Source organism: Bradyrhizobium sp. 137 (assembly GCF_023074095.1).
Lineage (GTDB): Bacteria > Pseudomonadota > Alphaproteobacteria > Rhizobiales > Xanthobacteraceae > Bradyrhizobium.
In genome coordinates this window covers 1-11,959 of record NZ_JADPKU010000121.1, presented here as the reverse complement: position 1 = coordinate 11,959, position 11,959 = coordinate 1, and the positions used below count along the sequence as shown (strand labels likewise).

Sequence of the window (11,959 nt, the reverse complement as noted above, 5' to 3'; positions counted from 1 at the left end):
GGCCTTCGCCGACGCGGCGAGGGCCTCCTTGGTCCAAGTCCCATACGGCGCACGCATGTGCCGCACAGAGGCTCGGGGGCAGGCCATTCCGATCATCTTGTTCGTCGTGAGGATCTCGTATTTCACCTCATCCGGCATGCATTTGGATAAATCCGGGTGCGTCATTGTGTGGTTTGCGATTTCGTGCCCTTCTGCAATGATGCGCTGGATCAGCTCCGGCTGACCCGCTGCATATGCACCGATCACGCAGAAGGTGGCGGGGGCCCGATGCTGCGCCAGCACATCCAGGATGGCCGGCGTGCAATGCGGGTTGGGCCCATCATCAAATGTCAGATAGACGCAGTGCTCTCCGTCGGAGTAGTCGCTCCGCGCTTCAGTCTCGTCGTCTGCGGACGTCACAGTTCCGGCCCGTTTCGTTCAATCATCTCACCGGCCGGCCATTCGGTCATTGGCCTCGCAATCGGCAGAACGAGGACGACCACGTCCTCCACGCGCGTCGGAGGCACAGTGAGATAGATATCCGAACGAGTGGACCGGACACTGAGCCCTGGCAAAACAGTCGCCAATCCCTGTCGCCCGAGCAGCCGGGTAATATGTTTCTGCAGGGCGGATCGGACCGTGCCAAAGCCGAATGGCACCCCAAGATCTCGCAATACCGGATACATCACGCGGATAGAGTGGCTGATGCCGAGCCCCTCGAGATCCGGGCGTACCCCGTACAATCCGAGTTCAGCCACAAGCAGATCGACCTCACCAACTTTTATGAAGCGGCGCAGTGCGCCGATGTGAATCGCGACGCCACGATCATCATAGCCGATTGCCCGAATCTCAGGCCTTGCGCCGGCCCAGCTTCGATGATCTTCAAAGGGCTTTGCATTGAATGCCCCGGTCGGACCATAGGTCTTCCGGAAGAAGTCGGACAATTCAATATGGTCAGCAAGTTGAAGCTCATTCTCCCAGCACAGCCTCCAACGAACTGGAGGGCGCGCCGAAACACCTCGTCTGGATTCGGGCGCGATCATTTTCATAGAGAGAAATTCCTATTCATTATCTGACTCCTGACGCAGGCCAGCAGTTCGCTACGCTGGAAAGGCTTGCTCAAGAACTGGAGTCCAGCTTGCAGAACTCGCCTCATATCCTCTTCGGAGTTGTCTGTGAGCAGAACGGTGGGAAGCGCGCCTCCGGATGCAGCAAGATGATGGAAAAGCTCAAAGCCACTCATCCCGCTCGACTGCATGTCCGCGATCAAGCACGACGTGATCAAACGGCGGCCCGATTTTAAGAACTCGTCTGCGCTCTCGAAGGGTTCGGGTACGTAACCCGCGGAAAACACCATATCTGTCAGAGCTTCACGCACTGACCGATCTGCATTCACAATGGATACGACGTCGAGCGTGTGCGCAACTCGCATCAGATTCGCCAGGGACGCCTTCGCTTGCATGTTCCGCACGATTTCTCCGCAGCAAGGACGCAATCGGATGCGACCAAAACACATTTGGCACCCGCAACCGAAGCGGTCCAACTGGAGGGAAATCTACGGCCAGGTTGAGCGTTCGCTCAATTCTACGGCGGTACACTGCCGGTATAGAATGGGTTGGCGAAGCCATACGATGGTTTGCTCGTCCTATACGCCCACGCACATCTGCGGATCCCCACCGTGCTAGCTCGCCGAGATATGACTTGCGCAACACGCGCGAAACTGCGACCGCACGGTCCAGATGTCTTGATCGATCCCTGGCGCTGGGCTGAGACGCGCTACGATTTGTAACCATTCTGATAGATCTGACATCTCGCTAAACTATCCTTTGCTATCCTCATTCGGTACAAATGGTAAAATCGATTGTATCGATAGAACACATTCATACGGTGGATCACTCAAGATTATGCGTTTCAAGGGACTCGATCTGAATCTCCTCGTCGCGTTCGACGCCCTGGTGACGCAAGGCAATCTCACTGCGGCGGCAAGAAGCATCAACCTCAGTCAACCTGCCATGAGTGCTGCCGTCGCGCGGCTTCGCACTTACTTTCGCGATGAGCTATTCACGATGAGGGGCCGGAAGCTTGTCCCAACGCCGCGGGCTCAAGCGCTCGCAGTCCCGATTCGCGAGGCTCTCGCTCACATTCAGCTCTCCATCATTTCTCCGGACGGCTTCACTCCGTCTCAATCGAATCGGCGATTCAGGATCATCCTGTCCGACTTCATGACTGTCGTGTTTCTTCGACGAATCGTGGACCGCGTCGCGCGGGAAGCTCCGACAATCAATTTCGAGTTGCTGCCGCCCGTAGAGGAACCCGATGAACTTCTCCGGCGCGGTGAAGTCGATTTCCTCATGTACCCGGAGATGTTCATGTCGAGTGCGCATCCCAAGGCGGCACTGTTCGAGGACACTTTCGTTTGCGTGGGCTGCCCGATGAACAAGCAGCTGGCGCCGCGACTTACGTTCGAGAAGTACATGTCGATCGGGCACGTGGAAGCCCAGTTCGGGCGCTCCCTGAGGCCCTCCTTCCACGAATGGCTCTTGCTCGAGCATGGTTTCAAGATACGCACTGAGGTCGCTGTGCAGGGTTTTGGTATGATTCCGCCTATGTTATTGGGCACCAACCGTATAGCGAGCATGCCCTCAAGATTGGTCAGCCATTTCGCAAACACGATGCCCCTGCGGGTCATCGAACCTCCGCTGCGACTTCTCACATTCACCGAGGCCGTCCAATGGCCGGCCATTCATAATACTGATCCCGCAAGCATTTGGATGCGCAACATGTTCTTGCAAGAGGCATCCATGATGGTCTCTCCGTCCGAGACCAACCAATGTCACGGCCCGTTCTAGGATTGTTCGGCCGTTTGCGACCTACTCTTCGTTAACCAGATCTACGCCAGGCTCGAAGCACCGGTCCTCGCTGGTGTTCGGATTGGCGCGCTTGAGCGTAGTTTGATCGGGTCGGCGGCGCTATTGATCTCGCGCTGGCGTGACGATCTTGCGCGTCATACAGCTCGTTCGGCGGCGCTCCGCAATGACTTTCCGCTGGTCCGACGGGCTGCGTCGCGCTGTTCTACATGAGCTGAGCTCAGAGCTCGCGAAATGATCCGGCCAGTCAGGTGAACGAGATCCGGCCTCGGCACTAAAATCCCTTGAATCGTACACCGCGTCAGGTTGTAGACCAAGACCTGCGATCGAGGCTGCAAACGTGGACACTGCTAGCGCACCCGCACCGCTCTTCGCCTGCCGTTGGGCATTCTCCTTGCCGCACTGTCCCGGCGATAGCAGCAGTAATGCCGAAGCTCGTCAGTAGCTAAACGCCTCTTGGCGGGCCGCCCCACAGGGTCGATGCCGGCTCGTTCGCGTCGAACCAACTTGTTCTGCCGAACGCCAACGCTGTCCACAGTCGCGTCCGGAAAGCGCAACGCGAGCTGGCGTAACTCGGGAGAGCGGAACCTGCAAGTGAGAGGTCTGCGCAAGGTTGGCATGGAGGTTGAGACACGTCATCTCAACGGCTTGTCTTACTCTTATACTCGATCCCGCATGACGGAGCGCAACCGCAAACTCGCTGGCCGCAGGATCAACCTGGATCCACCCGCCGTGAGCTCGCGGCATTGTCCCGCTGCGCGCGTGCTTGGGGGATGAGTGTTTATGATGAGAGGACGGCAACTGTGCCAATGTCCGGCGCACGGAAGGGCTCGTCGCTCCCATTCGCCAAGCCCTGCTCCACCTACAGCTTTTGCTCGTTTCGGGCGACATGGTCAATCCAGCCACATCGGATCGTGGGTGCAGGGTCATCCTTTCGGATCTCGCGACAGTCGTGTTCTTTTCGAAAGTGTCGTGGCGCGTGGCGCGCGGGATGCCGCCGCCGTTAGCCCCGAGTTGCGGCCCCTCACCGCTGTCCCCGAAGAGCTACTTCGGTGCGGTAACATGATTTGCCTATCTTACCCAAAGCATCTATGTCCAGCGCTCGCAGACCAAAGCGATACTGTTCGAGGATGAAAGTGAGTGAGCTTCTGGACGAGCAAGCCATTACCCGCGACAGCTGGACTGTGCTGCCCAACACTGATCCGGCTCACGTCTGGATATGCGAGTTATTGCTGTAGGAGCTATGGCACGTCATTGTTTTCCCGGCGCGGCCGCGCGGCGCCCGGGGCCTGTTGACCTGTTTTGAGCGCCTCCAGGTCCAACGGATACGGAGCGATCCTTCAAGGCTCGGTCCTCAATCGCGAGTAACGTTTCGCCAGCCGCGCGAGGTGCGCTTGCGTTGAGATACATGCCGGGAATGGTTTTGCGGCCCGCCTTCTCTCATTCTACCGACGCTTTGGGTCGCGGACTTGCGCCGTTGAAGAGCAGCCATCATTTTGTGGCATTCCAAAACCCGATGTTGCCATGCGCGAACAACGCCTTCGCGCCGGCAAAGCCATCTCAACAGGACTAGCATCGTGTCGAAAATGCTGTTAGGCGCCGAGCGGGCGGCCGCGTCACGATGTGGTGGTAAGACTGATCTGCGATGATTGACCAATCAACGCCGGCTCGACGATAGACATCAAAGCAAGGATTCGACCGAAAGAGGCCCATCTGATCAGATCAGTACTGTGTCCGGGCCGCCGTTCGTGAAGCCGTGTCTCAAGAGCAAGCGGGGCTGCATGTATCTGCTTTCGCTTCGCCTGGCGATCAGACAGCAGATGGCCCACTGCTGCGGCAGCATCCAGCAGAAATTGCACAGTTTCGGTTAGGGCAGTGTTGGACAAAAGGGAAGCAAACGCCGTGTTGCACAACGGCACCACACGAACGTCCTGTCACATTCTTTCGCGCACGTCGCCGCTCCGTCTCCTTTTTGCCCCACCACAGCCAAACGGCTTCGTCACGTGCGGCGCCGGTGCGACAATCAAAGGAGCTTACTCTTGGATAAGCCGAGCGGAGTCTACGATCCGGAGGATCTCGCGAGCTTGGGAAACCTTTTTGATCGAGCAATCGCGTCTTTACCGACATGCATGCGAACCAGCGAGAATCGCGTGGCGATCGCCAGACTTGTGATGCAACGCGCAGCGAGGGACGAATTGGCGTCGCTGGCGAACTTGATGCTTGCGCTTGTCTCGGCCGCTTGATCAACAGCATGCGCTCAGTCCTCCCGGGGGTTCGCAGCAAGAGACCATCATCTAGATCATTGAAATAACTTGATTCTCACGTGACGTCAGGTTGTAGGCTTGCAAATTGAGGACCATGACAAACGCCACACCACGACGGCGCCGATGGCGCATTGGAGAACTTGCAGAGGCGACCGGCGTAACGGTACGCACTCTGCATCACTACGAACATACCGGGTTGTTGACGGTCTCGGAACGTACCGATGGCGGTCACCGCATGTACGATCGAGAAAGCCTACAACGCGTCTCTCAGATTCGCGCGCTACGTGAGCTCGGCTTCTCGCTTCCTGAGATCCGCAAAGCCATCGAGGGGCGGACATCTCTCACGGACCTATTGCGCAACCATCTGGAGCGAATCGAAGTTCAAGTCGCGCGGGCGACACTATTACGGGATCGATTGCGCAATATGACGACGCAAGGTGAGACAGAAGTCAGTGTCGACGAGCTGCCGGCCACGTTAGATGCAATGTCGCGGATTGAGGAGCGTACCCCCTCGGCCATCTGCACGTGCGCCTCTAACGCTAGCCGCGAAGATCGGTGGCGGAAGATTCGGGACGAGCTACGTAGCTGCATGGATCGGGGCGAGCCTCCATGCAGTGAGCGGGCAAATGCGGTCGCGCGTCAGGCCCGTTCGCTGCTGACTGAGATCGCAGGAGTTGACTCGACTGTCTCGATGATACTTAAGGTGCTGACGCGATTGACCGAACCACACAATCTCGCCGGCTGGGATGCGAGCCTCATGCGATACCTGGATCTCGCCCTCGCCGCGCTGGAGGACCAGCTGGGAAAGAGTTGACGCACGCGGTTGCCCGCGACTCGGTTATTGCAATGTCTCTAAACCCAATGAAGTGATGCTGATCCTTCTCTGACTGAGGATCGTTGGCCCGTAGCAATTCGCCTGCGAATCTGCGTTGTCGGCACTCTTTGGGGTTCTTCGCACTGTGGATTTTGGCAATCAACCTCGACGAGCACCCTTCGAAGTACTTGATTCGCACGTAGCGTCACATTGTACCTTCTAAAAGCATCGACGCAGCGGCGGGGCGACCGAGAGCGCCGGCTAGGCCGACGGAGACTCCAATGATCGGCATCACTTTCGGAAATTCCCGGTGAGAGCGCTGGGCGAGAACAAGTCGGTAGATGATCGTCTTTGGCCATTGCTGGCGACTGCGCAAACGGCACGCTCTTTACCTTTATGCCGGCCTCGACGACGAATGCTGCAGGGGCAGCCGCTATCGCCAAGCTCAAGGGTACGAGCCTATCTAACGCAGGTTGCACGCTCTAGATGCCGCAGTTCAAGCATGGGCAGGCTCGGTCAAACGGACGGGCACTTCGATGCCGCGCGGGTCGCTGCGGTCCTACTTCGGGCTCAATCGACACGGCCATTGCCACGGTTCGATTCGACTCGAAGGGAGACAATGCCGCTTCTGGGTTCATTGTTTACCGCTGGCGCGACAATACCATCGAAGCGGTCGCGCAGACCTGACCGCCCGCACCAACACCGCACGGAGCGTTCGAATGATGAACCATCCTCGACATAGCGATTACGCGCTGCTCACGTGCGTCGCAGTCGCCGCAGTCGCAGCATTTCTCGCCCTCGCGGCAATGCTATCAAAGCTGTCGTGCACGCCCGAACGGCCGCCCGAAGAGTACGTTCCCATTCGCCTGGTGCCACTAGAGTGAGCATCACTTCCACATTCGTAAGGCCGACAAACATCGGTGACTTCTTCCAGCTAGTGAAACTGATGCGCACCTCGCTCTCGGGAGTGAGCTGCCAGGACCTCTTTAGAAGGAACGTAGCTTGTGGCAAGATGTCAGTCGTGCGCAGTCTGTCTGCGGATTATGCGAGTTCAAGCCAAGCGTTAGCAGCGCTGTTCGGCCGAGTGGACGTGGCGTTGCCTCCCCTCGTGAAACAGGTATTCGGTGGAATAACGCCGCGCGCCGCCTGATCCGTGCTGATCGCTGCCGGACTTTGAGACGGGCTCTGATCCAGTGCGGCGCTTAGATCTGAGCCCGCCTATGGCACCCCACCCCTCACATTCATGCACGCCTTGCGCTTCCCGGCTCCGAACACAGCGCGCGCATCACGTAGGCTCGATGAAGGCCGTCAACTGCTCTCGCCGACAAAAGGGAGAACACCAAATTGGATGCAAAACTGCAAACTATGCTTTCCTCGCTCTCGCCGGTGGCTCGCGAATTGGATGCTCTGCCGTCCGGGCGACCCACCCTGGATAATACTTGCGTGAAACTGAACACGAATGAGAACCCATTTCCTTTGCCAGCCATCGTGATGCGAAGCGCAATTGCAGCTCTTGAGGTGCAATACCGCTATCCAGAAGACGACAATGTCAGCTTGAGACAAGCGGCGGCAGCGGCCTATGGGATTGCCACTGATCGCGTGATGGCTGGCAATGGATCGTCTGAACTCCTCAGTCTCATTTACAGAGCCTTTCTTGCCCCGGGCGACGGCATCGCAATGATGTCGCCCGGCTTCTCATTCAATCGCAAGCTTGCCATGTTGCAAGGGGCCCGGTTCATTGAAATTCCCTGGTCTGAACCCGACTGCTTGCCGATGGACGAGCTGCTTTTCGGTCCGGCTAAACATGCCAAGTTCATTCTGCTGGCCAATCCGAACAATCCGACCGGAAGCTTTGTTCCGCTCGCTGAGATCGAGCGCCTCGTTATACGATCTGACCGATTGATCGTACTGGACGAAGCTTACGTCGATTTCGCACCTGAGGACGGCCTACGCCTCGTTGAGCGCCATTCGAATCTTCTGGTCCTGCGCACGTTTTCCAAGAGTTATTCCGCCGCTGGCATTCGCGTCGGCTTCGGTTTCGGCCATCCCGAGCTGATTGGGCGGCTTCGCAACATCCAGAATGTTTTCAACATGAATGTGGTCGCTCATGCCGTAGGCATGAGCGTCCTTGCGCATCGCGACGCCTACGAGGAGAACCATCGCCACGTAAGGCTTGAGCGTCAGCGCGTAGCGGCCGCGCTCTCGGAATTTGGGTTCTCCGTAACGCCTTCCCACGCGAACTTCCTCCTCGCCCGTGTGCCGGTAGGCCAGGGTGGCAGGTGGTGGCAGGCGGCGTTGCAAGACCAGAGCGTCCTCGTTGCCTTCTTTCCGGATGCCGGCCTGCAAGAGTGCATTCGGGTTAGCATCGGTACAACGCGCCAGATGGATGCGTTTCTTGCGGCTGTCGGCAGCATTCTTAAGAAATTGGGATGCCGTGGCTAGTGCCCCCTTCCACTCAGGTCACAGATCCCCGTTCGTCATCGATCCGGACCCACACATGATGAAGCTTCGCGACACAGCCGGAGTCAGTTTTTGTCCGATCGGCGCATTGCGAGCTGTTGAGAACGGCTTCGCAGCATATGCACCGCAGTGCCAGCGAGCGCCTCTTCCAAAACCCGGAGGACTTCGGTCCTCTCTATAGGAGATAACTGAGTGAGAAACGTTCTTCCCTCAAACCTGACCTGCGGCATCTTTGATCATCTTGACGAGGACGGCCCCGATATCGCCCGGCAATACGCGGACCGCCTCGCGCTGGCGGAGGCCTACGACCAGCTCGGTTTCTATGCCTATCATCTGGCGGAGCATCATTGCACCCCCCATGGACGCGGTCCATCGCCGAACTTGTTTCTGTCAAGCGTCATACAACGCACACGGCGACTTCGCGTTGGTCCATTGGTCATGCTGCTCAACCTCTACCACCCGTTGCGGGCATTCGAGGAGATCTGCATGTTGGATCACCTGAGCAGCGGCAGGGTCGAGGTCGGTCTTGGTCGCGGCTCCCTACCGATCGAACTGAGTTATTTTGGGGTTGGAGCCGATGTTGCCTCAAGCCGTTACGAGGAAGCTTCCCAAATCTTCGTTAACGCGATGAATGGCGGCCCGCTCTCGTACGAAGGGCAACATTTTGCGCTGAGCGACGTTCCTTTGACGCTTTCACCTCACCAGCGTCCTTGTCCCCCGACATGGATTGCTACAAATCGGCCAGAGTCCGCGCATTGGGCGGCGGCGAATGGCGCTAATCTGGCGTGCATGGGGCCCTCTTCTGCCGTTCGCAAGGTAACAGATCGCTATCGCGCTCATCAAAACGCCAAGCATGACGCCAACGGTTCAGCACCATTTCTCGCATTACTCCGCATGATCGTAATTGCCAGCTCTGAAGCAGCCGCCCGCTCCCTCGCCGCGCCAGCCTACGAAACATGGCTCAAGAGCTTTAAGTTCCTGTACGAGCTCAATGACATCCCGCCTCCATCCAACCTGCCCCTAACCTTGGATGCCGCAATTGACAGTGAACTGTGCGTCGTCGGAACGCGCGCTTCGGTGCGCCAAACTCTGCTCGATCATGTGGAAGAAGCAGGCGCCAACTATCTCCTTTGCCAGCTCGCCTTTGGATCTCTGTCACTGGATGCCTGCCTCAACACAGCAACTGCGATTCACTCCGAGCTCATAGCGGCAGAGCACTGACGGTGAGCCAACAGAGATTCCAATAAGTTCGTCCTTGACCAGGCAATAAATGGCAACACCGAGGCCCATGAGCACCGCAGCCGGATGCATTTGTCAGGCCGTTCTTATGGTTCAAATGGCTCTTACGCGCATGAGACACCTTTCGACTACATCACCAAACAACGGCAATAAATGCCCTGTCTCCCATTTGCGCGCGTTGACATTGCCCGAGCAGTGGTTTGCTTGGACAGGTGAGTTGGCTCACGCTCATCCCGCTTTGGCGCGCCAGTTCGTCGATCGCATTCCACACGAATCCAAGATGCGGCTTATCGCACGGGCGGGCCTGTCGTGACGCGGTCCCGGCAGCGCTCCGACCAGACGGAGGAGATCGCGCGTAAGCTCGAGATCGTGCTGGCGGAGTTGGCTTCGCTGCGCATTCTGCTGGCTGCGCACGGAATTAGCACCCCTCCACCTCTGCATGAGGACTACCTCACCGTTCAGCGATTCGCAGCGATGAACCACATAAGCCCCGGAGGCGTGCTCTCTCGGATCCGCCGCGGCAAGTTGCGCGCGGAGAAGCGCGGTGGCCGCTGGTGGGTGAAATGCAGGGTTTGCACAGCATAGCCGTGCAGTGGCGAGGACAATAAGACAGACGAAATGAACCAATCCGAGATCGGGAATCCAGGACATGGAAATGATCTGCGCGTTTCAGTTGCTAGCTTTTCTGAGCTCGGCCGGACAGCCGATGGAGAATCGATCGAGGTCGACGTGGCGCACGACCAACACACCATCGCCAGATCGGGAGGCTCGATCTCGATGCACCCACGCAATCACAAAACGGGTGGGCGCCCGAGCACCGGGATATCGGATGACCACCTTTGCGTGACCGGGATCACTCACTCAATTCGGCCTCGTCAACAGAGCGATCCGAGTGAGAAAGCGGAAGAGCACGGATGCGTGGCAGAAGAGTCCAACTCCGATGCCGCTGCATGTATTGTGGCAAATGGAAGCGGCGCACGCCCTCCATGTCAGTTTTGCACGTGAGCCACCGCACGCTACCGGGTTACGGCCTGGAGCACAGGAAAGATAAGTGCCTTGCTCGCAAATCGCACACTTTGTGAGTTCCCCTGAGCATATCTTGAACGTCCGTCTCACGCCCGCTGGGGCGTAGCAGCGGACATGTATCCCAGTCACTCGCCTGTTCAGGGTCGCCTCGCGCGCCGGTGTCAAAGGGGACAGGTCTGATTTCGCTCGGATGGTCGCCAGAATCTGGCTGGAGAAGGAGATAGCCAATGATGTCACCAAGACTGATGTCAGTCCTCGGGTCGATGGTAGCAGTCGAGCGTATGTTTTGGAAACTTCGAGAATTGATCGATGGCGACAGCTCGATCTCACCTGAAGTTCGAGAGACGCTTCATGTAATACTAGATGCAAAGCTTCTTTCCGCAAAAGATAAGATTATGAGCGACGCGCGCACTGCGATTGACGCAACTCCTGGTTTGCCTCAGGCGGTCCGCGATCGAGCATACAGGTCGCTCGACTTTGCAATGAAAATGTTCATGACCAGAACCGCGCCGCCCTAAGGACCTTTTAAGGAGTCGGTATCTGCAGCGCTCATCCCAAGATGCATTGATCCATGCCCCGCTCCAGCGAGCGCTTGCCCGGACACTTTGCTGTGCAGCGTTGGTTAGCCGAGCGGCTTCGATTGAGCTCCTGAGCAGCTATGAAGCTGACGGGAATGGAGCAAGCTTGGGTGCGCAGCTGCCGAAATGCTGCAGGCTGTTTTTCTCGAGCATCCCGAACCAGCCTTCTCTGGCCATCTTTAATGGTCCGCTGCTTCAAGCCAATGTGCGAGTCCCCCCTCAGCTCTGTAACTTGATCATCGAAAGGACCGGCCAGGTGTCGTCATTAGGCAGCGGCGTAGGCTCGACTCTGCTCGTGGGAAGCAGCGCTTGAGTTGATCCAGCTCAAGCATCATGATTCGCGTTCCCGAGATGGCTTCGATGCCTGGCTAGGACCTTCACCGAATGGACGGTCGCATGCTGAGCCATTCTTCGGCATGCGCCTGATCAATTGACTCAAGAGGATCGGCTCACGCAATCAGTTTTGATGGATCCCTCTTGGCCCATCCACAGCGCGGATACTTCGCATCAAAACAATAGTTTTACCAATATTCTCCAAATCCACATAGCTAACCGCCAGCTATCTGATCCCGGATGGCCGCGCTTGACGTGCATCTGTCCGGTGGCGCGCGGTGAGCCCTTTGCGAGTCAACAGGGAACTGGAGTGTTTTCGATGCGGCCTCGTGGCCGCGGCACATGCGTGCGCCGTATGGGACTTGGACCAAGGAGGCCCTCGCCGCGTCGGCGAAGGCG

General features: G+C 57.7%; 8 protein-coding genes. 5 read left to right on the top strand and 3 right to left on the bottom strand.

All coding sequences use genetic code 11. The features are described 5' to 3' along the window. The 3 genes from IVA78_RS30510 to IVA78_RS30500 all read right to left on the bottom strand — a co-directional run. Positions 1 to 399: polysaccharide deacetylase family protein (locus tag IVA78_RS30510; RefSeq protein ID WP_247469139.1), on the bottom strand; the 399-nt coding region annotated here is incomplete at its 3' end. After that, entirely contained in the window at positions 396 to 1,028 is a 633-nt protein-coding gene (locus IVA78_RS30505; RefSeq protein WP_247281309.1) for a NodA family N-acyltransferase, read from the bottom strand. The genes IVA78_RS30505 and IVA78_RS30510, both read right to left, overlap by 4 nt. After that, complete coding sequence (locus tag IVA78_RS30500; protein ID WP_247281338.1) at positions 1,025 to 1,441, bottom strand: response regulator; 417 nt, start codon at positions 1,439 to 1,441, stop codon at positions 1,025 to 1,027. The genes IVA78_RS30505 and IVA78_RS30500 overlap by 4 nt, the downstream gene beginning before the upstream one ends. A gap of 442 nt (positions 1,442 to 1,883) precedes the next feature. On the opposite strand from IVA78_RS30500, the gene IVA78_RS30495 reads away from it, so the two are divergent. The 5 genes from IVA78_RS30495 (at position 1,884) to IVA78_RS30475 (ending at position 11,167) form a co-directional block, all read left to right on the top strand. After that, positions 1,884 to 2,828, top strand: coding sequence for a LysR family transcriptional regulator (locus IVA78_RS30495; RefSeq protein ID WP_247281308.1), 945 nt, complete (start codon positions 1,884 to 1,886; stop codon positions 2,826 to 2,828). A 2,376-nt stretch (positions 2,829 to 5,204) separates the two neighbouring features. Next, positions 5,205 to 5,924: a MerR family transcriptional regulator gene (locus IVA78_RS30490; RefSeq protein ID WP_247333180.1), complete on the top strand. Its 720-nt coding sequence runs from the start codon at positions 5,205 to 5,207 to the stop codon at positions 5,922 to 5,924. A 1,365-nt stretch (positions 5,925 to 7,289) separates the two neighbouring features. Beyond that, positions 7,290 to 8,366, top strand: coding sequence for a histidinol-phosphate transaminase (hisC, locus tag IVA78_RS30485; protein ID WP_247469141.1), 1,077 nt, complete (start codon positions 7,290 to 7,292; stop codon positions 8,364 to 8,366). Positions 8,367 to 8,576: 210 nt separating this feature from the next. Further along, a complete protein-coding gene (locus tag IVA78_RS30480) occupies positions 8,577 to 9,605 on the top strand; it encodes an LLM class flavin-dependent oxidoreductase (protein ID WP_247420882.1) in 1,029 nt (342 codons plus the stop codon). A gap of 1,271 nt (positions 9,606 to 10,876) precedes the next feature. Further along, entirely contained in the window at positions 10,877 to 11,167 is a 291-nt protein-coding gene (locus IVA78_RS30475) for a hypothetical protein (protein WP_247460136.1), read from the top strand. The last annotated feature ends 792 nt before the right edge of the window (positions 11,168 to 11,959 follow it).

Coding starts and splice junctions, on each gene's coding strand:
- IVA78_RS30500 (WP_247281338.1), bottom strand. CDS start 1,441: ATGCAAGCGAAGGCGTCCCTGGCGAATCTGATGCGAGTTGCGCACACG.
- IVA78_RS30495 (WP_247281308.1), top strand. CDS start 1,884: ATGCGTTTCAAGGGACTCGATCTGAATCTCCTCGTCGCGTTCGACGCC.
- IVA78_RS30475 (WP_247460136.1), top strand. CDS start 10,877: ATGATGTCACCAAGACTGATGTCAGTCCTCGGGTCGATGGTAGCAGTC.
- IVA78_RS30505 (WP_247281309.1), bottom strand. CDS start 1,028: ATGAAAATGATCGCGCCCGAATCCAGACGAGGTGTTTCGGCGCGCCCT.
- hisC (WP_247469141.1), top strand. CDS start 7,290: ATGCTTTCCTCGCTCTCGCCGGTGGCTCGCGAATTGGATGCTCTGCCG.
- IVA78_RS30490 (WP_247333180.1), top strand. CDS start 5,205: ATGACAAACGCCACACCACGACGGCGCCGATGGCGCATTGGAGAACTT.